The sequence below is a fragment of the Brevibacillus choshinensis genome (assembly GCF_016811915.1).
Taxonomy (GTDB): domain Bacteria; phylum Bacillota; class Bacilli; order Brevibacillales; family Brevibacillaceae; genus Brevibacillus; species Brevibacillus choshinensis_A.
Window position 1 is genome coordinate 740,497 of record NZ_CP069127.1, and the last position, 22,541, is coordinate 763,037.

A 22,541-nucleotide genomic window follows, 5' to 3' on the forward strand; every position below is an offset into this window, starting at 1 on the left:
GATGAAAGTAGCGATCGCGCAGCTGACTTCTACCATGGATAAAGCGGAAAACCTGCAAAAGGCATTGACCTACATCGCAAAAGCGAAAGCGTCAGGGGCAGATTTTGTGATCCTGCCCGAGATGTATCTCGCACCAGCCACTCCGAAAACAAACGTCACGCCAGCGCAGGTAGCGGAACCTTTGGACGGACCATTCGTTACCGGGCTGGCCGAGGCGGCTCGCGAGCATGGGGTGTATGTGGTTTGCGGCATGTATGAAAAAATAGATCAGGATCCAAACCGGGCGTACAACACGACGGTATTCCTGAATCGCTCCGGCGAACTGATCCATGCGTACCGCAAGACGCATCTGTACGATGCTTTCGCGTTCGTGGAATCGGACGCCATCGCTGCGGGTGACAACCCGTATCAGGTGGTGGAGACCGAGTTCGGGAAAATCGGGCTCATGGTTTGCTATGAAGTGCGGTTCCCGGAAATTGCGAGACAGTTTGCCCTGCAAGGCGCAGACATCTTGTTCGTGCCGGCGGGATGGGTAGCGGGTGCGATGAAAGAAGATCACTGGGAGACGCTCGTCCGTGCGAGAGCGATTGAAAACACGATGTTTGTGTGCGCGGCAGATCAAGTAGGCAACATTTTCGCAGGACGCAGCTTGATTGTCGATCCAATGGGAGTCGTCCTGGCGAGTGCAGGTGAGGAAGAGACGCTCATCGTCGCCGAGCTGGATCTGGATCGGATTTCCCGTGTCCGCAGCAAATTGCCGAGCGTGGCCAATCGTCGACCGGAGTTTTATATCAACTAACCAATATCCGAGCCAGCACAGTGGATTTGGCGGGGAGTACCTCATCCGTAAGTAGAGTGCTGAGGAGTTCCTTACGGAAAAAGGAGAAAAAAGCGAAGGTATTGGGGGCACCTGTGCAGGGATGACCCCCGCGCAGGTGCCCCTACCAACCGGAGTGTTTTCTCCCTTTTCCGCCCCTCCACTACAGTCTATTTCATTAGAAAAAGGTGTATTTAGCATGCTTCCTTGCATGAAAACAGGCATGTACCTATGAACACATCCGAGCAATTTCAATATGATGGTAACAGATAACTATACATTTATCTGGTCCTTATGGAAGCGTCACCATCATGAGAAAGGGTGTGTGTCTAATGTTCTGGATCGTATGGGCATTGGTCGGTTTGGTCGTATGGTGGGGTATGAACATGCTGATGACAGGAAAAGCAGGGGGCAGCAACTGGTTGGCATCCCTGATTGTCGCGCTGCTCGGCAGCTGGCTCGGTGATCTGGTCTTGGGCAACTGGCTGTGGATGTTGGCAGGATTCAATGTCATTGCCGGGGCGATTGGCGCCATTGTACTGGTTTGGCTCTGGAATCTCATTACCAAGCAAATGAAATAACCGTACGCAGGTGGGACCAGGAGTCGCTATGATTGCGATTCCTGTTTTTTAATTCTAAATTCGCACTTTACAAATCGGATTTATAAGAATATAAATAGAGAAGGCTCATCATACATTAGAGAAAAAGAAAGACCGAAGAGGAGGAGAAAGCATGTCTACGCTCTTAATCATTGCCAACATCATCATTTTGCTCTTATTCATTATTGGCTTGTACACGCTGCAAAAGAAGCACGTCTCGTTCTCCAAGCGGGTTTTCATTGGATTGGGACTCGGGATCGTGTTTGGCTTGGTTCTGCAATTTGCTTATGGTGCCAAGTCAGACGTGCTCAAAACGACGATCGACTGGTACAATATTGTCGGAAACGGCTATGTGAAGCTGCTCCAGATGATTGTCATGCCGCTCGTTTTCATTTCGATCGTCTCTGCTTTTACCAAGCTGAAATTATCGAATAACATTGGGAAAATCAGCTCGTTGATCCTGGGGATTTTGGTCGGGACTACGGCTATTGCCGCTGCCATTGGTATTGCTTCTACGCTGGCCTTCAATCTGGATGGAGCCCAGCTTCAGCAGGGAGCCGCAGAAACAGCACGAATTGAACAGGTCGGACAAAAATTAGGCGACGTTCAGAATACTTCGCTGCCGCAAAAAATCGTTTCGCTCCTGCCTGCGAACCCGTTCCAGGACTTGACGGGAGAGCGCCCGACCTCGACGATCGCAGTCGTGATTTTCGCAGCTTTCATCGGTGCAGCCTATTTGGGAATCAAACGCAAAAATCCGGAGCAGGCTGAGCTCTTTTCCAAGATCGTCGACACCCTCCATACGATTACCATGCGTGTGGTTACCCTGATCTTGCGCTTGACCCCGTTCGGCGTGCTGGCCATCATGACAAAAGTGACGGCTACCAGCGACTACAATGCGATCTGGCAGCTTGGGAAATTCGTCGTCGCGTCCTATGTAGCCCTGATCATCATGTTTATCGTGCATCTGCTCCTGCTGGCTTTCGCAGGCTTGAATCCGATAACCTATGTGAAAAAAGCATTCCCGGTTCTCACGTTTGCCTTCACCTCCCGTACCAGCGCAGGGGCATTGCCGCTGAATGTGAAAACACAGACGCAGGATCTGGGAGTTCCCGAGGGAATCGCCAACTTCGCAGGCTCCTTTGGTCTCTCCATCGGACAAAATGGCTGCGCCGGTACGTACCCGGCTATGCTCGCCGTGATGGTCGCACCATTGGCAGGCGTAGATCCACTGTCTCCATCGTTTATCCTGCTGCTCATTGCGGTCGTGGCGCTCAGCTCGTTTGGTGTAGCTGGCGTAGGCGGTGGAGCTACGTTCGCCGCGCTGCTGGTCTTGTCCTCGCTGAATCTCCCTATCGCGATCGTAGGTCTCTTGATCTCGGTTGAACCGTTGATCGATATGGGACGCACGGCCCTAAACGTGAGCGGCAGCATGACGGCAGGTCTGCTCACCAGCAAGGCGACAAAAGATCTGGATACGAATGTGTACAACGACACGAGAGACAACTCGCTGACTGTATAAAAAAAGAAAAAGGCTACTCCGCCATAGGAAAAGGGCGGATGTAGCCTTTTTTTGCATGGTAAGGCTTCGCTAGGACGTAGAGCAGCCATGGTTTCTCATCGTGAATATAAACATTTGAGATTTACCGTTACCTAGATAATTAGGTATATTATTTTTAAATGCAAAACAATAGTTTTGCATTTAAAACAAAAATGGGAGGTGCACGCTGATGTCTACTGCTTCTAATCCTCGGAAACTGCGTTGGTGGGGCGTCATTACGCTGCTGCTCGTTGTAATCATTTCCTACGTTGACCGTATGAACGTGTCGGTTCTGATTACAAACAATGAATTTTTGGAACATTTTGGGATTAAAGGAGATCGTATCGCACAGGGCGAGCTGATGTCTCTGTTCCTGATCGGGTACGGTATCGCTGCCTTTTTCCTCAGCCCGTTGTATGAAACGTTTTTTGGCGTTCGCAAAGGGCTTCTGATCAGTATCTTGATCTGGGCTGTCATGACGATCGTCTCGCCAGTCGCCAGCTCCATTGGCCTGCTGCTCCTGATTCGCTTTATCCTGGGGGCAAGCGAAGGGCCGCTGTTCTCGCTGAAAACCATGTACATCAAGGACATGTTTGACCAGCATGAACGCGGGAAACCGAATGCCGTCAGCTCCATGGGTGTGTCGATCGGCCTCGCTGTGGGCTTCCCGATCGTGACTTACATTATTTTGCATTCTCATTGGCAAGCTTCTTACGTCATTCTCGGTATTTTAAATCTGATTATCGGGCTGCCGCTGATTCTCCTCTTCATCAAGGAGTCGGGAAAGAAAGATTCAAAACGAGCCAGTGCTAAGCCGAAAAGCTTGAAGGAGACGTTCCGCCAGGCGTGGAAAACCCCGGGGCTGGTCTGGATTCTGCTGATTGAGATTGCCACACTCAGCTACTTGTGGGGCAGCAGCTCCTGGCTGCCTGCTTATTTGCTTAATGAGCGCCATTTTTCCATCAAGGAAATGGGGATATTGGCTTCCCTGCCCTTTATTTTCAGTATCGGATCGGGCTATCTCGGCGGGTATATCATCGATCGCATTTCTCCCAAACGCGTATCCATGCTCTTTGTCGTCGGCGGTTTGGGTACGGCCATTAGCGTTTCCATCGCAATCTTCTCGGCCAGCCCTGTCGTCTCGGCGATCGGCTTGATTGTGGCCAATCTGTTCTGGGGCATTCAAGGTCCCGCGATCCCGAGTATTGTTCAATCCGCATCTCCAGACTCTAGCGTAGGATCTACGTACGGGATCGTCAACGGGGTAGGAAATCTCGTATCCGCTCTCATGCCGACCGTCATGGGGGCGATGATTGCGGGGAACGGGTCAGAGAGCTTCACCGCAGGATTTACACTTTTGATCGGCACGCAGGTGCTTACGGTGATCTGTGCGATCGTGGCCCTGAGGTACAATGTGTTTGCAGCAAAAGAAGCGGGCGCACCGGTAGAGCGCTGACACGGATCATCAGCAAACAAGCTGCACTGTCCAATGGGACGGTGCAGCTTGCTTTTTGTCATTGATTATTTGACGACGGAAGTGAACTTGAAGTATGCGCCACCCAGTGGGAAGATGACGAAGTCTTTGACCTTGTCATTTTTCACATAAGGGCTGCCACGGAAGTTGATCGGTGCGAGTGGCATTTCATCCATGAGGATTGTCTCTGCTTCTAGCAAAATTTGTTTGCGCTTATCCAGATTCGGCTCATGGTAGCTCTGGTCGATCAGCTCTTTAAACTTCGGATTCTCCCAGTCTGGATGGTTGTTTCCGCCTGTCTTGTCGCGGAACATCTCCAGGAAGTTGATCGGGTCATTGAAGTCGGCACCCCATTGGAAGCGGATCATGTCAAAGTTGGCTTGCGATCTCATGTCACGATACACTTTCAGTTCGGCGGTGTAGAGCTTCACGTCTACGCCGAGCGTTTTCTTCCATTGGTCTTGCAGGGCTTCCGCGACTTTTTTATTGACGTCAGTCGTGTCAAAGGTGTAAGTGACTTCCGGGAACTTGGACAACCCCAGTTCCTTCATGCCTTCTGCCAGGAGCTGCTTCGCTTTTTCAGCATCTTCCTTGAAATAGCCATCCTGCTTCAAGCCCATGGAGGTAGGTACCCAGCCGTAAGCTGCCGGCACGCCTGTCTGCAGGATGTTGTCGATGATTTCCTGACGGTTGATGGCATAGGAGAAAGCTTGTCTGATCTTTTTGTTGTTGAATGGCGGCTTGGTGGTGTTGAAGACGACGGACTGAGTGCCAGGGTTGTCGGCTACCATCAATTTGCCTTGATCTTTGATCGATTGGATCGCGTCCGCTGGCAGGGTGGAGGCCGGATAGCCGCCCCAGTCCACTTCACCGTTTTCAAACATGGAGAAAGCGGTGTTGTTGTCATCAATCATGACGATTTCCAGACGGTCCAGCTTGACGTTGTCTTTATCCCAGTAGGTAGGGCTCTTGGTAAACACGATTTTGCTCTTGTGCTCCCAAGATTCCATGTTGAATGGTCCGTTGGAGACGATCGTTTTTGCTTCTCCTGCCCAATTCGGGTTGCCCTCCACGGTTTTTTGATGGAGAGGGAACAAGGTTGGGAAGAAGGTCAGCTCACGGAAAAACGGAGTAGGAGACTTCAAGTCGAATTCGACCGTGTAGTCGTCCAGCGCTTTTACACCTACGTCCTCGGCTTTGCCTTTGCCCGTGTTGAATTCTTCTCCGCCTTTGATGTAGTAGAGCTGGTAGGCGTATTCGGAAGCCGTTTTCGGATCCAGATTGCGTCTGATCGCATAGACGAAATCATTCGCGGTCACAGGGTCGCCGTTGTTCCACTTGGCTTCCTTGCGAATCTTGAAGGTGAATTTCGTGTAATCCTCGTTGTTGGTGAAGCTCTCCGCTGTGGCGTTGGTCAGTTGACCATTCAGGTCGTAGTTGGTCAGACCTTCGAACGCAGCGTAGATCATGTCAAACGAGTCTGCGTCGACAGCGATCCCAGGGTCCATGGAAGGCGGCTCGCTGTTAATGCTCCAGTGCAACACCATCGGTTCTGTCTTTGTAGCCTCAGTCGGTGCTGCTGGAGTCTGTGCAGATGAATCGGGTGTGGTCGGCTGAGATGTGTTGGAACAGCCTGCTAGAACCCCACCAAATAACAGGGTTAGACAGGTTGCCAGTGCAAGGCCCTTTTTCATAGTGATCCCCCTTGAAGAAAATGAAAGCATGTATTCAGAATATTTCTTTCTCTTTTTAAAGGCAATTCAAAACTTATCTTTATCGGCAAAAATATTCGTGATCCTGTTCGTTTTTCCTAGTGTTCATGCTACCCCATTACGTGGAGGCATCCTTGTCTGATATAGTAGGAGTTACATATCTCAAATTCATGATCAGGAGCTAATCGGAACTATGTACAAAATAGGTGTGGTGGGCCCGCCCCCTTCAGTAGAGCGGATTTTGGCAGTCGCCAATGAGTTTGAACACGGCATCGAATTTGTCCCGATCACCTATGAGGATGCGAAGGTCGTGAGCAGCATTGTCTCGGAGCGTAATTGGGAATTCAATGGATGGTTCTTTTCGGGGCCGATCCCGTTCACCATTGCCAAAAACGCACTGAGTCAGGACGCGAACATCGTGTATTGTCCGCCAACCGGATCGAATCTGTATCGCTGCTTCATTCAGATGTCGATTGAGCATGATGAGGTCGTCAAGCGCGTGTCCGTCGACATGATCGAATCAGAAGGGATGTATCTGCAAGAATCGTTGTATGAGCTCGACATTCCCGAAGAGGACATGCATGTTTTGACGTACGACGAGAATTACGACGCGGAGAAAATCATCCAATTTCATCTCGACCTGTGGAAGGAAGGGAAGACGCAAGGGGCCTTTACGACGCTCTTTGCTGTAGAGCGTGCGCTGCAAAAGGAAGGCATACCCGTCTACCGGGTACTGATGACGAAAATGGAAATCCGGCAAGCCATGAAAATCGTGATTGAAAAAGCGAAAAGTTCGTATTTCAAAGATACTCAGATCGGCGTAGAAATCATCGAGCTGGAGCAGATGGACAAGATCGCGGAACGGGCAAAAACGAGATTTCACCTGCAGCATTTGGAGCTGAAAATCAGACAGATCCTGCTGCTTTTGTGCGAAAAGCTGGATGGCTCGCTCTTGGCCAACGGCAACGGCCGCTATCAGATTTTCAGTACACGCGGCGCGATCCAACGGGAGATCGAGATGCTCCGGAACACGGTTCAGCAGCTATCGCTGGAAGCGGATGTCCCAGTTGCAGTCGGCGTAGGGTTTGGGGAAACAGCCTTCTCGGCGGAAAACAATGCCCGTAAGGCGATCCAGCATGCGAAGGAAAGGCCCGAATTCGGGATTGTCATCGTTCAGGATGATGGCGTCATCATCGAATCGGTGGGGGAAACGGAGCAGCTGTCGTACTCGTACCGTTCCAGCGACAGAGAGCTGCTGGACAAGCTGAACAAGGCCAATGTCAGCGTCAAAACCTATCACAAGATCGAAGCGCTGATACAGCGAATGGGCTGGAGCACGTTTACCACGACGGACATCGCATCTTATTTGTCCATGACGGTACGCAATGCTCAGCGGATCATGGGAAGCCTCTGCGAATTCGGTCTGGCTGAATTAAAAGGTGAGGAACAGCAAGCGGTGCGAGGCAGACCGAAGAAAATGTATACGTTGAAAAAGTGAGGAAACACTCGAATCTATCGGGTGTTTTTTTGTGTGTATATCAACAAAGCCGAAGCGGAATGGAAAAAGAGAAACACGGTCTTAAGCGTCCACCCCTGAGATTCAACTTGAAACGGCTACTTTGGACGCGGTTTCGCTTTTTCCTCTTCCCCCACAATAGCTGGATTATCGCGTTTTTCTCAAATGAAAATCTACGTGGAAGCTTTTGTATTTTGCAAGAAATCAAACAATTGTATTGAAAAAAATTAACGCACGCTATATAATTCAATTAAACGAAATTGTCTCTTTATATTCGTATATTGAGAAATCAGCCAGACAACACGAAAGGAGAACTTGCTTACAGCTTTTATCTGAAGCGAAATTGAAAGGGCTTTCATTTGTTGCTTCAAAAGACTGATCACTCACTCAGCAGTGAGTTGCAAGAAAAAGAAATTTAGAAAACGGCCCGAGGGGGATTGCTCTATGAGTGCACAACCAGCAAAAATCAACCAACATGAGCAACATTCAGATGGAGTCGGCCTTTTGAAATGGGTCGAGCGGATCGGGAACAAGCTGCCAAATCCGTTCATGCTGTTCCTTTATCTGATTGCAATATTGATGGTCGTAACAGCGCTGCTGTCCTTTTTTCATGTAACAGCGATTGACCCGATCAAGAATGAACAGGTAGCTGTCAAAAACTTGCTGAGCCAAGAAGGGCTGCAATGGCTGCTGCCCAACATCATCAAAAACTTCTCAGGATTTTTACCGCTTGGCTCCATTTTGACCTTGATGCTCGGGGTAGGGCTTGCTGAGAAAGTCGGGCTTCTGGAAGCGGTTATTCGCAAAATGTCGCTCCGCGTAAGCGCTAGGTATGCGAGCTATTTGGTAGCATTCATCGCGTTTTTCAGCCACGTTTCCTCTGATGCTGCTTTCGTTATCATGCCTCCACTCGGAGCATTGATTTTCCTTGCTGTAGGTCGTAACCCGATAGCGGGTCTGCTGGCCGCGATCGCTGGTGTCGGTTCTGGTTTTTCTGCGAACATCCTGATTGTGACCACCGACGTGCTGCTCTCCGGTATCAGCTCGGAGATTTCCAAGGCCGTTGATCCGAATGTAACCGTAAGCGTTTTGGACAACTGGTTCTTCATGTCCGCTTCCGTCATCTTGCTGTCTGCGGCCATCGGTTTTATCACAGACAAGTTTGTCGAACCGAAGCTGGGTGTCTACAAAGGGGAGAAACGCAGCAAGCTGGAAGATTTGTCTGACATTCAAAAGAAAGGCCTGCGTGCAGCAGGGATCGCCGCGCTGGTGTTCATCGCTGTACTCGCAGCATTGGTTCTGCCTGCAAACGGTATCCTGCGCGATCCAAAACAAGGCACCATCGTTCCTTCTCCATTCATTTCAGGCATCGTGCCAGTCATCTTGCTGTTCTTCTTCACAGTAGCGATCACATACGGTATTCGAGTAGGCATGATCAAAAAGCAAAACGACATTCCTGCTTTGCTGACCGACCCGATCAAAGGAATGGCTGGATTCATCGTCATGGTGTTCCCGCTGTCTCAATTCGTGGCGATGTTTAACTGGAGCAACATGGGTAGCTTCCTCGCCCTGTCCATTACAGACGTGCTGGAAAAAATGAACATGACTGGAGCACCGGTCTTTATCGGCTTGATGTTCCTGTCCGCGTTCCTCTGCATGTTCATCGCCAGCGGTTCGGCGATTTGGTCTCTCTTGGCGCCGGTGTTCGTTCCGATGTTCATGGCTTTGGGATTCCACCCTGCATTTGCGCAAATTGCATTCCGGGTAGCCGACTCTTCCGTGATTCCGTTCGCGATCGTGTCGCCGTTCATCCCGCTGTTCCTGGGCTTCTTGCAGGAATACAAAAAAGATGCCAAGCTGGGAACCTACTATTCCTTGATTCTGCCTTACCCGATCGCCATCTTCATTCTTTGGACACTGATGCTGGTCGTCTGGTATTTCGTAGGCTTGCCAATCGGTCCTGGGGTCTATCCGCATCTCTAATGGCGTGAGTGCCCCAGAGTTAACAGGAGGTATTGAGTAATGTTGGATCTGGTTTCATTACGAAGAGATTTTCACATGCATCCGGAAGTTGGTTTCACGGAATTTCGTACAGCTTCGAAAGTGGTAGAAATTCTGACTTCCCTGGGCTATGACGTGATTTATGGACAAGACGCGCTGGACGGGCCTTCTCGCAGAGGCCTTCCGGCGCAGGGAGTGTTAGAAGAAGCTTACGAACGGGCATTGCGTGATGGCGCGAACCCTGCCATTGTGGAAAAAATGCGCGGCGGCTACACGGCTGTGATCGGTGTGAAAAAAGGGAAAACGGATGGACCTACCGTTGCTTTCCGCTTCGATATGGATGCTTTGCCCGTACTGGAAAGCACAGATGGGGATCATTTCCCAGAGGCAAACGGCTTCCGTTCCCGCTATGAAGGGAACATGCACGCTTGTGCCCACGACGGTCATACCACCCTTGGTCTGGGGCTGGCGGAAAAGCTGGCAAACGGTGATTTTGCCGGTACGCTCAAATTGATCTTCCAACCTGCTGAAGAAGGTGTGCGCGGCGCTTACTCGATCGTGCAAAAAGGGCTCCTGGACGATGTCGACTACCTTTTCTGCCAGCACTTGGGAGTCAATGTACCATTGGGTGAAATTCACGGCGGCTCGCACGGATTGCTCGCCACCACCAAAATGCTCGCACATTTCCACGGTGTGTCTTCCCACGCCGGAGCATCGCCGGAGCATGGGAAAAACGCCTTGCTGGGTGCAGCTACTGCTTTGCTCAACATTCATGCGATTACGCGTTTTAGCACAGCAGCGACCCGCATCAACGTAGGGGTGCTGGAAGGCGGAACTGCAGCGAACATCATCCCGGCTTATGCCAAAATGATCGTGGAGACCCGCTCCGAGACAGAAGAGGTCAATGCGGAGGTAGAAAAACGGGTACGAAACATCATTGCGAGCAGTGCAGCGATGCACGAGCTGGACTATGCGATTGAGGTCATCGGGGCGGCCATCCCAATCAACTACGATGAAGATATGGCAGACTTGGCTTTGGAAGAAGCGAGACACGTCGAAGGGTTCCACTCCTTTAAAAAGGGCGAATATAACGCGATGGGCAGCGAGGATGCCAGCTTCATGATCAAGCGCGTACAGGAGCGCGGCGGCAAGGGAACGTACATGTCGATTGGTACGGATATCCCGGCACCTCACCACCATCCGAAGTTCGATATTCAGGAAGAAATTCTTCCGCGCAGTGTCGAACTGCTCACTCGCATTGCAAAACGGCTTCTTACTTAAGAAACCCTTCTATTAGTCGCACTCGCCTACCCTTACAGCAAAATAGAGAGGATGTTTCTACATGCATACACAACGGATTGCAGACATGATCGAAAGCAAAAGAGAGTCGTTTATCAAAGTAGCTGACCGCATCTGGGAATTTGCGGAGACGCGTTTTGAAGAGTACCAGTCGGCTGAGCTGCTCGCGAACACCCTGGAGAGCGAAGGGTTTACCGTAGAGAGAGGTGTCGGCGGGATCAAGACGGCTTTTGTCGGAAGCTTCGGAAGTGGCAGCCCGGTTGTGGCGATCTTGGGAGAATTTGATGCCCTGTCCGGCATGAGCCAGAAAAAAGGACAGGCAAAACAAGAAGCGTTGGTGCCGGGAGCGAACGGACACGGCTGCGGGCACAATCTGCTCGGGACCGCTTCCCTGGCAGCAGCGGTAGCGGTCAAGCAATACATGGAGGAAAACAACCTGCCAGGTACCGTTCGCTACTATGGATGCCCGGGTGAAGAGGGCGGCTCCGGCAAGACCTTCATGGCGCGTGCAGGGCTGTTCGATGACGTGGATTTTGCCCTTTGCTGGCATCCGATGGGCTACAACAGCATCATGGCGATGAACTCGCTGGCGAACTATCAGGTGTACTTCAAGTTCAGCGGGAAAAGCTCCCACGCAGCTGCAAGCCCGCATCTCGGACGAAGCGCACTGGACGCGGTCGAGCTGATGAACGTCGGCGTGAACTACCTGCGTGAGCACATCATCCCGGAAGCACGTGTGCACTATGCGATCACGAATTCTGGCGGACTTTCCCCGAATGTAGTGCAGCCGTACGCGGAAGTGCTCTATCTGGTGCGAGCACCGATCGTGGCTCAAGTGCAGGAGATCTACGAGCGTGTCTGCAAAATCGCCAAAGGCGCTGCGCTCATGACAGAGACCGAAGTGGAAATCGTGTTTGACAAAGCCTGCTCCAACCTCATTCAAAACAAGACACTGGAACAGGTCATGTATCGCAACTTCCAGGAGCTCGGGGTGCCGGTGCACGATGAAGAAGAGCTGCAGCTGGCCAAAGCCGTTCGTGCGACTTTGACTGAACAGGAGCTCCGTACATCCGAAGTGCAGACGCCAGGAGGCCCTGACGCGGACATGGTGACATGGCTGAATGAGTATACGGGAGAGCTGCGACCGCTGAACGGTTCTACAGACGTCGGGGATGTAAGCTGGATTACACCGACGGCGCAATGCACGACCGCTTGCTTTATCAACGGCTCGACACTGCATTCCTGGCAATGGGTAACGCTGGGCGCGACATCCATGGCTCATAAAGGAATGCTGCACGCTGGGAAAGTCATGGCATCTACGGCAGTGGACATGCTGAAAAACCCAGAGATGATCGACAAAGCCAAAGCGGAGCTGAAAGAGCGTCTCGGCAACTCTACCTATGTGAATCCAATCCCTGAAGGCGTCATGCCATCTGTTAAGAAGTAAGCAGTCCTGGAAAACACGAAATAGCAAGTTCTTCCCAAGCCGACGGTTCTTACATGACAAGAATCGTCGGCTTTTTCTTTATCAACCTAGTAGATGGTGGTGGGAGAAGCAGGTTTCCGATCTGCGCTCCGGCCTACACCCTACGATGAGGATAAGACTGTCCGCTCCACAACGATTCACGGGGAAGCGGTAAAGCAGTAGCCGGTTCCCAGCGAATACAGGGGTACCGCTTCTGAATCCCGTGAATTCGTTGTTCCGCTAGGTTGGGTTCCGGAGTCGCTCCGCCTGGAAACCTGCTTCTCCTGCGAGCTGTTGTGGTTTCTAGCTACAGGAGAAATAAGCGCAAGCTCTTAGGAACACCGACCGAAGCGCAATGGAATAAACGAAACACGCCTTTAAGCGTCCACCTCTGAGGAGCTCCCTGAGACGGCTGCTTTGGACGCGGTTTCGTTTTTTACAGGGAGCTGGACAGGGATGACCCCAGCGGGTGTTCCTGCAAAGCTGGAGTGTTTTCTCCTTTTTCCTCCCCACCACTACAGTCTGGCCGAGTATAGGTTTAAGTAAGATTTACACACCTTCCACGAGACATCCATTCAGACTTAACACGCCTCTGCTAGAGTAAGGGTATAGCCGCAATCGGAAGGAGGCGTGGGAGAATGGACATACGAATTGAACTGGCAAAAAGGGACGATTTCTCCGAGATGATTCAGCTGGCAGATTTGACGCTGCCGGATCGCATGAATCTGCACGAATTGAAGAAGTACATCGAGCTGTTTCCCGAACTGATCTTCAAGGCAACCCATGAAGGCAAGTTAATCGGCTTTGGGTGTGCGGGAATCGACATGTATCAGACGACGGGCTGGCTCTTGTTCAGCAATGTGCACCAGGAGTATCAGGGCAAAGGGATCGGCAAAAAGCTGGTTGAAGCACGTCTGCAGGCTCTGCGTCAACACACCACCCTCCAGCGTGTTCTCGTCACCGTCAGCGAAACCAATATCAAATCCATCCGGGCGTTAGAAGCATTCGGCTTTACGCTCGCGAAAAAGGAAGAGGACTACTATGGGACAGGCAAGCAGCGCAACATCATGGAGCTGCCTATGCTGACCATACCAAACCTAGCGGACAAAGAAGCAGGAGTGGCGATGAACCCTCTCTTGTAAAGAAAGCTTGCATCTGAGTAGAAAAAGACCGATGTCTCCCGCGTAGATGGCAGGGGCATCGGCTTGTTTTTGCAGAGTCGAGGAAGAGAGAGAAAAGTAAAAAAATTAAAAATTTAAGGATTGAATTGAAAGCGCTCTCCATTTATACTGAGGACATTGAAACGTTTCATTCGCAAAATTCAATTAAATATTATATGATCATCAAGCTATATAGGAGTTTCTCCTTTATTTTTTTGAAAATCATTGAAACGTTTCACTATCATCAAGTAATAAGCAAGAACAAAGAACTGATAAAAATGAAGAACGATGGAAAATCGAGTGTGTTTAGTAAAAAATGGCCGATCAATCCCATGCGTATGATTCCATGCAGGTTGTGAGATGAGGCCTATTTTTACGAACTGTAGTGAAACGTTTCATTATTTACAGAGAAGCTCTGAACTGCCAAAAAATCAATGGAGGGGAAAGTATGAGCCAAGCAGTGAATCGGATGAAAAAATTCCTGAATGATCCGGAAAATGTGGTGGATGAAATGCTGGAAGGGTTGCTCCTCGCTCATCCAAACCAGTTGAAGAGTGTGCGCAGTGACAATCGTGCACTAGTCAGAGCGGGCGGTCCCACCAATGGAAAGGTCGCCATTGCGACGGGAGGCGGCTCGGGACATTTGCCGTTGTTCTTGGGTTACGTGGGGCCAGGGATGCTGGATGGCGTCGCTGTGGGTAATATTTTTGCTTCGCCGAGTGCGAGGCAGATGCTGGATGTAACTCGTGCCATCAACAGTGGTGCCGGTGTTTTGTACATATACGGTAATTACGGCGGGGATGTCATGAACTTCGATATGGCCGCAGAGCTTGCCGAGATGGAGGACATTCGGGTGGAGACGGTAGTCGCTACTGATGATGTGGCCTCCATGCCCAAAGGGAACGAAGCGGGACGACGTGGTGTTGCAGGAATGTTCTACCTGTATAAGCTGGCTGGTGCAAAGGCGGAGCAAATGGCTACCCTCGATGAAGTGAAGCGTATTGCGGAAAAGGCAAATGCCAACGTGCGTACCATGGGAGTGGCTCTGACTCCGTGCATCCTTCCGGCAGTCGGGCATCCGACGTTTACCATCGGAGAGGGAGAGATGGAAATCGGAATGGGGATTCACGGTGAGCCAGGCATCCATCGCGGCACGATCGAGACCGCAGAAGAAGTCGCTAAATCTCTAGTGTCCACCATCCTGCAGGACTTGCCAATCGAAGCTGGAAATGACGTCTCCGTACTGATCAATGGCTTGGGGGCAACTCCTTTAGAAGAGTTGTATGTGGTCTATCGCTCCGTTCATCAGCTTCTGGCAGAAAAGGGAATCCGCGTCTACCGGCCATATATCGGGGAGTTTGCGACTTCTATGGAAATGGCAGGATTGTCCGTCTCCATTTTGAAGCTGGATGACGAACTGCGCGAATTGCTCGATGCTCCTTTCCAGACTCCGTTTCATGTACAGCAATCCTAAGAGAGGAGGGAGCGGCGTGAGAGAAACCCTCGTGTTTGAAGATGTTCAGGCGGTCCTGCAAGAAGTGGGCAAGAGAATGGATGAGAACAAAGACTTCCTTTGTCAATTGGATGGAGCATTGGGAGACGGAGATATCGGGCTGACCATGTCAAACGGTTTTCGTGCGGTCAACGATCATCTGATTGCCACAGCCGAGAGCGATATCGGAAAGGCATTGATGAGCGCTGCGCTGGAAATGGGAGAAGCCGTAGCCTCCACGATGGGAACCTTGATGTCATCTGCATTGTTCCGAGCAGGCAAAGCCATTCAGGGAAAAACGGAGCTTGCTCCCGATGAGGTCATCCTGCTTTTTCAGGCGATCGTTCAAGGATTGAAGGAACGCGGGAAAGCGAATGTCGGCGACAAGACGATTCTGGATTCGCTGGTACCAGCTGTCGAAGCGATGCAAAAGGCGCGGGGTGAGGGCAAGTCACTGGTAGAAACGATGCTGGCCGCATCTGAGGCTGCGGACAAAGGCGCCAAAGAAACGATAGACATGCAGTCCCTGCATGGTAGAGCAGCGAGATATTTGGAGCGCTCGATCGGTCACCAGGACCCCGGCGCGGCAGTGGGAGCTCTTTTTGTCAAAGGTTTTTCCGATGGGATCACAGCCGCGATGCTGCGATAGAGAGAAATGGGCTAAAGAAGAGGAGATGACGATATGAAGCATTTGCACGGTGTCACAACAGCGATGGTTACCCCGTTTGGTGAAGATGGTCAGGTGGACCATGACCAGATGAGGAACTTGACGGAGTTCTTGATTTCCAAAGGAGTTCATTGCCTTTATCCATTGGGAACCACAGGCGAAATGCTCCGTTTGTCGGTGCAAGAGCGAAAAGAGGTCGCCCAGACAGTCGTGAAAGCGGCGGCCAATCGGGTAACGGTATTCATCCATGTCGGTGCCATGAATCAAGAGGACACGATTGAACTCGCGAGACATGCGCATGAAGTCGGTGCAGATGGTGTAGGCGTAGTAACTCCCGTATTCTTTGGAGCCACTGACAAAGAGCTGGAGGAGTACTTCGTAGCTGTCGCATCCAGCGTCCCTGCTGATTTTCCGGTCTATCTCTACAACATTCCGCAATGTGCGGCAAACGATCTGAAGAGCGATGTCGTCCAGAGAATCGCGAGCCGCTGCAAAAATGTGATCGGGATTAAGTACAGCTATCCGGATATGCTGAGGACCAACGAGTATCTCGCAGTAAACCAAGGCACCTTTTCGGTATCGCACGGGACAGACCGATTGTTCTTGGCTGGGCTCGCTATGGGCTGTGAAGGAACGGTTTCCGGGGTCTCCTGTGTGTACCCTGAGCCGTTTGTAGCACTCTATCAAGCGTTTCAAGACCATGACCTGGAAAAAGCGAGAGAGCTGCAGCGAATCGCCATCCGGTATTGCGAAACCTTAAAAAATGGCAGCAACATGGCTTATTTTAAAGCAGCGTTGCGAATGAGAGGGATCGATGTCGGCAAAATGAGAGAGCCTCAGCTCGATCTGACAACAGAAGAGAGAGAGGCGTTGCAAGCGTGTCTGCAAAAGCTCGATGAAGCATCGAAGGAAGTTGTCTGCCAGTCATAGGACACCTGCGACTGAACCAGCAGCACAGTAGAGTGAGGGTACCGCCGCCTTCCTCAGAAATCCCTGACGCAGATTGCCTCCTTTGCCTTTGCTCCGGGTCGCTGTATTTCCGTAACTGACAGCGAATGCTATAATGTCGGTGAAACGTTTTACTATGTTTTGGAGGTATCGATGAAAAAGGTCACGATTAAAGACGTAGCAAAACAAGCCGGCGTATCGATTGGTACGGTTTCAAAAGTGTTAAATGACAAAGGATATGTGAGCGGCGGGATATACAAACGGGTAACCGATGCGATCCAGGAGCTGAACTATCAGGTGAATGCGAATGCGCGAAGCCTGAAAGCCTCCAAGACAAACAAGGTCGGGGTCATCGTACAGGATATTTCCAATCCGTACATGATGTCGATTGCGAAAACCATCGAAGATAAAATCCGTCCCAGTCATTATCACATGCTCGTCATGAGCCACAATGAAGATCCTGATACCGAACGCGAACTGCTGCAGTTGATCTTGGAACAAAGGGTGGATGGACTGGTTCTGGTCCCCACGAGCGGTAATGCGGACATGATTCAGAAAGTTCTGGACCATAAAATCCCGGTCGTGCTGGTCGATCGCAAGGTAGAGGGCATCACGACAGATTACATTGTCGATGACAATTATTACGGTTCCTATGAATCGATCGCCTACCTTCATTCGTTGGGCCATAAACGGATCGGAGTCATCTATGGAACGACGAACAGCTCGATCGGGAAAGAACGGTACGAAGGTGCTGTAGATGCTCTCAAGCATTTTGGGTGCTCCAATGAAGAGGCGTTGCTGGTCTCGGGGAAATTCAAGGCGGAGGACGCCTACAAAGCGACCATCGAGCTGTTGTTCTTGCCCGAGCCGCCGACTGCTATCTACTGCTGCAACAACACCATGACGGTAGGAATGCTAAAAGCCATCCAGGAACAAGCCTGGCGCTTTCCTGAGGACGTTTCCATCATTTCATACGGAGATCTGAATCAATGGGAACTGATTCAGCCTCCCTTGACGCTGATGACACAGCCGCTCAAGAGAATTGGGGTGGAGGCAGCCATTATCCTCAAAAATCGACTGACGATGGAAGAGCCGTTTCCACCCAAGCAAATCGTGATAAAGCCGGAGCTGCTGGTACGTGCATCCTGTGCCAGAAGATCAGAAGGGGAGTAGGGAAATCCCTTTTGCAAGCCATTCGCATCCATTGACAAGCGAGATGACGAGAGCATTGAAAGCGTTTTCGAGAAGGTGAACGTATCCCAGTAAGGATGTGGTTTCGATGAAGAGGCAAAATGCAGGCGTATGGGTCGGGGGCATCGTGGTTCTTTTTGCCTTGATTATCTTTATCCAATCGCTTTCCCTGAAGTACTACACCAAATTCGGCCCTGGACCTGGTCTGTTTCCCATATGGCTAAGTGGCATTCTTCTGCTGATCGGCATCGCGTACATATGGCACTCTTTGAGAAAAGAAGTGATTACCTGGGCCGATATTTTACCAAAAGGACGAGAAATGGGAAACGTGTTGTCGGTCATTCTCGCCGTGGCCATTTTCATGATCATTGTTAATGTGACGGGTTTTATCATCGCGAGCACGGTTCTTCTCTTCATTCTTTTGCGCCGGGAGTATAAATGGTACACAGGCTTGGGGATTTCCTCTGGAGTATCGATTGTGCTGTTTCTCGTTTTCAAATCTTTTTTTACGATTCCGCTACCCGTTAACATGTTTGGGTGGTAAGGAGGGGGAAGATGGAAGCACTTGGACAACTAATCGGTGGATTTGAGACAGCCTTCACCTGGTGGAATCTATTGTATTGTCTGATTGGGGTCACAGTGGGGATGCTGGTAGGGGTTCTTCCCGGGCTCGGCCCTACTACGGGTACCGCTTTATTAATCCCTATGACCTTTGGAATGGAGCCTGTATCGGCCATCATCATGCTTTCGGGAATTTACTATGGGTCCATGTATGGAGGAACGATTACTTCTGTCTTGATCAATACGCCAGGCGAAGCGGCATCCGTGATTACTTGTCTGGATGGTCATCCTTTGGCAAAGCAGGGAAGAGCCGGCGTCGCATTGGGTGTCGCGGGGATCGGCTCTTTTATCGGAGGGACGATCTCCATAATCGGTCTTGCTTTTATAGGCCCTGCGTTGGCGGAACTGGCACTCAAATTTGGGCCGCCCGAGTTTTTTGCCCTCATGATATTCGGTCTGATCATGGTGATCGGCCTGATGGGCAGATCTTTGATCCGTGGCTTAATCGCTGCTTTTATGGGACTGATTCTGTCTCTGATCGGAATGGACCCGGTCTCGGGTGCTGTCCGCTTTACGTTTGGGGAAGCGCACTTGATGAACGGTCTGGATCTCGTCACCGTGGCAATGGGACTATTCGGACTTTCTGAAATCCTGTTCGGAATGGAAAATCTGCAAAATTTGGATAAGCCGGCAAAGGTAAAGGGTCTCCTCCCGCGCAAGGAAGAGTGGAGACCGACACTGAGTGCCATCGGACGAGGGACTGGTCTTGGCTTTTTCGTAGGACTGATCCCCGGCTCGAATTCGGTCATACCTGCAATCCTTTCCTACACCTTGGAGAAGCGGATTGCCAAGGATCCTTCCCGCTTTGGGAAAGGGGCCATTGAAGGAGTGGCTGGGCCGGAAACAGCAAACAACTCGTACTGCGGCGCAGCATTGATCCCTTTATTTACACTGGGAATACCCAGTTCACCTACGATCGCGATTATACTGGGAGCCTTCATCATGCACGGCCTGACTCCGGGGCCGACGCTCTTCCAGAACAATCCTGATTTCGTGTGGGCCATCATTGCGAGCATGTTTATCGGGAACCTGATTCTTTTGATCATGAATCTCCCGATGGCAGGGATGTGGGCCAAAATTGCGGCGGTGCCTCCCAAGTTGCTGTACCCGCTCATTCTGATCATTTCCATCATCGGTGCATACACAGTGAGCAACAGTTTGTGGGATGTCGGTGTCATGTTCGTATTCGGGATCGTCGGTTATGTCATGAAGAAGCTGGATATCCCGATGGCGCCCATCGTCTTGACCTTTGTCCTGAGTAAATTGATGGAAAACTCCTTGCTGCAGTCGATCAAAATGCTTGAAGGGAATGTCCTGCATTTGTTTGCGAGGCCGATCTCCGGGACGCTGCTGGTGCTTTCCCTCATCGTTCTGGTTTTGAGCGTCATTGCAGAAGTGAAGAAGAAGAAAGCGAGCTTCGCGGGAGATGTAGAAATGTAGTCACAACGTACAGGTTTTTGCTTTGCAGCGGTGTCGTGAGAAAGCGAAAAATCAAGCCAAAGGGAGGATCAAGGGATGAAAAAGATTACATGGGGTTTGATCGGATTGTCACTAGCGCTCGTGGTGGGATGCAGCTCGCAAGGGGGACAGGCAGGAGGGCAATCGGGACAGGCAGAGGGGAAAAAGTATCCGGAAAAAGAAATCACCCTCGTCGTTCCATACGCGCCGGGGGGAGCATCCGATAGTACAGCGCGAATCATTGCCAAGAACATGGAAGAAAAGCTGAAAGTGCCGATTGTCACGGTGAACAAGACGGGAGGTACGGGGGGTGTGGGCATGACCTTTGTCCAGAGCAGCCCAAATGATGGGTATACCATTGGCTATGTACCGGTAGAGATGACGATGCACAAAGCCCTTGGTCTGTCGGAGCTGGAGCCAAGCAAGTTCGACCTGCTCGGTCAAGCGACGATGATCCCTGCAGCCATCACTGTTCCTGCTGACGCTCCTTACAACACCATTGAGGAATTTGTGGAGTACGCCAAACAGAATCAAGGAAAGATCAAGGTAGGCAATTCAGGCGTAGGCTCCATTTGGCATATTGCTTCCACTGCATTTGCCAATAAAGCGGGTGTGCAGTTTACCGATATTCCGTTTGACGGTGCGGCTCCTGCAGTGACTGCCTTGATGGGGAACCACGTAGATGCGGTGGCGGTCAGTCTCGGGGAAGTAAAGAGCGGAGTGGAAGCCAAAAAACTGAAAGTGCTGGCTGTCATGAGTGCAGAGCGTGACAAAAACTTTCCGGATATCCCGACTCTGAAGGAAAAAGGGTTGGATGTGGAAGTGGTAGGATGGGGAGGCTTTGTCCTGCCAAAAGGAACTTCGGAAGAGTATAAGAATGTATTGGCGGATGCTCTGAAAGGAGCAGTCGAGTCCGACGATTTCAAAAAGTTCGCGAGCGAGCGCGGGATGTCGGCCGTGTACAAATCACCGACAGACTTTACGGCATTTGCCGAGCAGCAATTCAAGTTTTTCTCGGACTTTATTCCGACGCTGGATTTGAAATAAAAGAAATGACGGGGGACCCTTGGAATATCATTGCCGCTCAGATGCATGAATAATACAAGTAAAAGCGAAGGCCTGAGTGAATAAGAGATCACACAGGCCTTTTTCTTTTTGGTTACTGCCCGATGATCACGCGCTCTTTCGGATGATGGTAGCGGACGATCTGGTCTTTCCGTTTCAGGAACAGCAGCAGGTTGATAATCCCGATTCGGCCAATGACCATGGTGATGATCAGAATCAATTTGCCCCCTGTGCCGAGATGCGAGGTAATGCCGGTGGACAAGCCGGTGGTACCAAAGGCAGAGCAAACCTCGAACAAAACATGCTGGAAAGGGAGGTCCTCCAGCCACACCAGCAGCATGACGGCCGTAAAGACGAGGATGACGGCGACGAAGAAAACGGTGAACGAGCGCATGACGTCCTCGTCGACGAGCTCCCTGCCGAATACTTTGACGTCCTTGAATCCGCGCATGTTGGCAAAAACAGACGCCACCAGCACAAAGAACGTCGTCGTCCGAATCCCCCCGCCGACACTGCTCGGAGAGGCCCCGATGAACATCATCCCGGATAGCATCATCAAGGTAGGAGTAGAGAGCAGGCTGATATCCATGGTTGTCAGACCGCCGCTTCGGGATGAAACGGAGTGAAACAAAGAGTAGAACAAGATCTGGTCCCACGTCTGGCCTTGGAAAAAGGCGCTGCGCTCAAACAGGTAGATGAGCAAGGCACCCGCTACGATGAGCGAGAAAAAGGTCAAGGTCGTGATTTTGGTAAACAAGGTAAACGTAAAGCGCTGCTTTGCACGGCGATAGGAAAGGTAGCTTCTCAGCTCGACAAGCACCGGGAAGCCAATCGCCCCACAGATGATCAGAATCATGACGATCGACTGGAAGATGTAATCGTGCGTAAACCCAAGCATCGAATTTCCATATAGGTCAAAGCCCGCGTTGGTAAATGCGCTGACGGATGCGAAATAGCCATGATAGAAAGCGGTATACCAATCCTCGTAATAGCCGGCTAAAAGAAAGTGAGTTCCCAGCAATATCGTACCGGCCAGCTCAATCATCAGGGCGATGACGAGAATATTTCGCATCAGATCGACCAGACCGGATAAGGTAGAACGGTTGTGGTCGGTCGCAATCCAGATTCGCTGCTCCAGGCCGATTTTCTGCCCCAGCAGTAGCCAAAAAAAGGTGCCCAATGTCATGATCCCGATCCCGCCTACCTGAAAGAGCAAGGTTAAAAAGAGAATCCCGTACTCATTGAAGACCTCATGGACCGTGATCACGGTGAGCCCGGTGACGCTGATGGCACTCGTCGCAGTGAACAGAGAGTCGATAAATGACAGCGAGACTCCTGGATGATGAAAGAATGGCAAGAGCAATAGCAATGTGGAGACGAGGATGAGTCCCACATAAAAAAAGACAATGATCTGTACGGACGTCAATCGACGTTTTTGAGAGGATGATAGCAAAACGAATGGCCTCCTGGTTCATACTCGTAAGGGTAATCATACCAAAAAAAGCGAGGAAGCAAA

18 protein-coding genes are annotated in these 22,541 nt (G+C 50.9%); 16 read left to right on the forward strand and 2 right to left on the reverse strand.

All coding sequences use genetic code 11. The features are described from left to right. Position 1 precedes the first annotated feature (1 nt). From JNE38_RS03945 to JNE38_RS03960, 4 genes are all read left to right on the forward strand, one after another. Positions 2-799, forward strand: coding sequence for a carbon-nitrogen hydrolase family protein (locus JNE38_RS03945; protein ID WP_203355338.1), 798 nt, complete (start codon positions 2-4; stop codon positions 797-799). Positions 800-1,149: 350 nt separating this feature from the next. Next, positions 1,150-1,398 carry a GlsB/YeaQ/YmgE family stress response membrane protein gene (locus JNE38_RS03950; RefSeq protein WP_203355339.1) on the forward strand — a complete coding sequence of 83 codons (249 nt, stop codon included), beginning with the start codon at positions 1,150-1,152 and terminating at the stop codon, positions 1,396-1,398. A 151-nt stretch (positions 1,399-1,549) separates the two neighbouring features. Beyond that, positions 1,550-2,938, forward strand: a complete 1,389-nt coding sequence (locus JNE38_RS03955; protein WP_203355340.1) for an L-cystine transporter — start codon at positions 1,550-1,552, stop codon at positions 2,936-2,938. A gap of 208 nt (positions 2,939-3,146) precedes the next feature. Continuing rightward, positions 3,147-4,412, forward strand: a complete 1,266-nt coding sequence (locus JNE38_RS03960; protein ID WP_203355341.1) for an MFS transporter — start codon at positions 3,147-3,149, stop codon at positions 4,410-4,412. 65 nt (positions 4,413-4,477) lie between these two features. Here JNE38_RS03960 and JNE38_RS03965 read toward each other — a convergent pair whose 3' ends face one another. Next, a complete protein-coding gene (locus JNE38_RS03965; RefSeq protein ID WP_203355342.1) occupies positions 4,478-6,124 on the reverse strand; it encodes a peptide ABC transporter substrate-binding protein in 1,647 nt (548 codons plus the stop codon). A 211-nt stretch (positions 6,125-6,335) separates the two neighbouring features. On the opposite strand from JNE38_RS03965, the gene JNE38_RS03970 reads away from it, so the two are divergent. From JNE38_RS03970 to JNE38_RS04025, 12 genes are all read left to right on the forward strand, one after another. Further along, positions 6,336-7,640: a hypothetical protein gene (locus tag JNE38_RS03970; RefSeq protein ID WP_203355343.1), complete on the forward strand. Its 1,305-nt coding sequence runs from the start codon at positions 6,336-6,338 to the stop codon at positions 7,638-7,640. A gap of 462 nt (positions 7,641-8,102) precedes the next feature. Then, positions 8,103-9,641 (forward strand): AbgT family transporter, encoded by a 1,539-nt coding sequence (locus tag JNE38_RS03975; RefSeq protein WP_203355344.1) that lies wholly within the window; start codon positions 8,103-8,105, stop codon positions 9,639-9,641. 39 nt (positions 9,642-9,680) lie between these two features. Continuing rightward, complete coding sequence (locus tag JNE38_RS03980; RefSeq protein WP_203355345.1) at positions 9,681-10,940, forward strand: amidohydrolase; 1,260 nt, start codon at positions 9,681-9,683, stop codon at positions 10,938-10,940. 61 nt (positions 10,941-11,001) lie between these two features. Then, on the forward strand, positions 11,002-12,405 hold the full coding sequence (locus tag JNE38_RS03985; protein ID WP_203355346.1) for a M20 family metallopeptidase: 1,404 nt from the start codon (positions 11,002-11,004) through the stop codon (positions 12,403-12,405). Positions 12,406-13,061: 656 nt separating this feature from the next. Continuing rightward, positions 13,062-13,565, forward strand: coding sequence for a GNAT family N-acetyltransferase (locus tag JNE38_RS03990; protein ID WP_203355347.1), 504 nt, complete (start codon positions 13,062-13,064; stop codon positions 13,563-13,565). Between the two features lie 466 nt (positions 13,566-14,031). After that, positions 14,032-15,057, forward strand: coding sequence for a dihydroxyacetone kinase subunit DhaK (locus tag JNE38_RS03995; protein WP_275296677.1), 1,026 nt, complete (start codon positions 14,032-14,034; stop codon positions 15,055-15,057). A 16-nt stretch (positions 15,058-15,073) separates the two neighbouring features. After that, positions 15,074-15,724, forward strand: a complete 651-nt coding sequence (dhaL, locus tag JNE38_RS04000; RefSeq protein ID WP_203355348.1) for a dihydroxyacetone kinase subunit DhaL — start codon at positions 15,074-15,076, stop codon at positions 15,722-15,724. Between the two features lie 33 nt (positions 15,725-15,757). Further along, positions 15,758-16,672, forward strand: a complete 915-nt coding sequence (locus tag JNE38_RS04005) for a dihydrodipicolinate synthase family protein (protein ID WP_203355349.1) — start codon at positions 15,758-15,760, stop codon at positions 16,670-16,672. 171 nt (positions 16,673-16,843) lie between these two features. After that, entirely contained in the window at positions 16,844-17,863 is a 1,020-nt protein-coding gene (locus JNE38_RS04010; protein ID WP_203355350.1) for a LacI family DNA-binding transcriptional regulator, read from the forward strand. A 106-nt stretch (positions 17,864-17,969) separates the two neighbouring features. Further along, entirely contained in the window at positions 17,970-18,425 is a 456-nt protein-coding gene (locus JNE38_RS04015; protein WP_203355351.1) for a tripartite tricarboxylate transporter TctB family protein, read from the forward strand. An 11-nt stretch (positions 18,426-18,436) separates the two neighbouring features. Beyond that, entirely contained in the window at positions 18,437-19,942 is a 1,506-nt protein-coding gene (locus JNE38_RS04020; protein ID WP_203355352.1) for a tripartite tricarboxylate transporter permease, read from the forward strand. A gap of 75 nt (positions 19,943-20,017) precedes the next feature. Further along, entirely contained in the window at positions 20,018-21,007 is a 990-nt protein-coding gene (locus JNE38_RS04025; RefSeq protein ID WP_203355353.1) for a tripartite tricarboxylate transporter substrate binding protein, read from the forward strand. Positions 21,008-21,119: 112 nt separating this feature from the next. On the opposite strand, the gene JNE38_RS04030 is transcribed toward JNE38_RS04025, so the two are convergent. Next, complete coding sequence (locus JNE38_RS04030; RefSeq protein ID WP_203355354.1) at positions 21,120-22,478, reverse strand: TrkH family potassium uptake protein; 1,359 nt, start codon at positions 22,476-22,478, stop codon at positions 21,120-21,122. Positions 22,479-22,541 lie beyond the last annotated feature (63 nt).

Excerpts from the sequence above, each read along its gene's own strand:
- JNE38_RS03985 (WP_203355346.1), top strand. The coding sequence starts at position 11,002 with ATGCATACACAACGGATTGCAGACATGATCGAAAGCAAAAGAGAGTCG.
- JNE38_RS03995 (WP_275296677.1), top strand. The coding sequence starts at position 14,032 with ATGAGCCAAGCAGTGAATCGGATGAAAAAATTCCTGAATGATCCGGAA.
- JNE38_RS04020 (WP_203355352.1), top strand. The coding sequence starts at position 18,437 with ATGGAAGCACTTGGACAACTAATCGGTGGATTTGAGACAGCCTTCACC.
- JNE38_RS03975 (WP_203355344.1), top strand. The coding sequence starts at position 8,103 with ATGAGTGCACAACCAGCAAAAATCAACCAACATGAGCAACATTCAGAT.
- JNE38_RS04015 (WP_203355351.1), top strand. The coding sequence starts at position 17,970 with ATGAAGAGGCAAAATGCAGGCGTATGGGTCGGGGGCATCGTGGTTCTT.
- JNE38_RS04005 (WP_203355349.1), top strand. The coding sequence starts at position 15,758 with ATGAAGCATTTGCACGGTGTCACAACAGCGATGGTTACCCCGTTTGGT.
- JNE38_RS03990 (WP_203355347.1), top strand. The coding sequence starts at position 13,062 with ATGGACATACGAATTGAACTGGCAAAAAGGGACGATTTCTCCGAGATG.
- JNE38_RS03980 (WP_203355345.1), top strand. The coding sequence starts at position 9,681 with ATGTTGGATCTGGTTTCATTACGAAGAGATTTTCACATGCATCCGGAA.
- JNE38_RS03960 (WP_203355341.1), top strand. The coding sequence starts at position 3,147 with ATGTCTACTGCTTCTAATCCTCGGAAACTGCGTTGGTGGGGCGTCATT.
- JNE38_RS03950 (WP_203355339.1), top strand. The coding sequence starts at position 1,150 with ATGTTCTGGATCGTATGGGCATTGGTCGGTTTGGTCGTATGGTGGGGT.
- JNE38_RS04025 (WP_203355353.1), top strand. The coding sequence starts at position 20,018 with ATGAAAAAGATTACATGGGGTTTGATCGGATTGTCACTAGCGCTCGTG.
- JNE38_RS04010 (WP_203355350.1), top strand. The coding sequence starts at position 16,844 with ATGAAAAAGGTCACGATTAAAGACGTAGCAAAACAAGCCGGCGTATCG.
- JNE38_RS03955 (WP_203355340.1), top strand. The coding sequence starts at position 1,550 with ATGTCTACGCTCTTAATCATTGCCAACATCATCATTTTGCTCTTATTC.
- JNE38_RS03965 (WP_203355342.1), bottom strand. The coding sequence starts at position 6,124 with ATGAAAAAGGGCCTTGCACTGGCAACCTGTCTAACCCTGTTATTTGGT.
- JNE38_RS03970 (WP_203355343.1), top strand. The coding sequence starts at position 6,336 with ATGTACAAAATAGGTGTGGTGGGCCCGCCCCCTTCAGTAGAGCGGATT.
- JNE38_RS03945 (WP_203355338.1), top strand. The coding sequence starts at position 2 with ATGAAAGTAGCGATCGCGCAGCTGACTTCTACCATGGATAAAGCGGAA.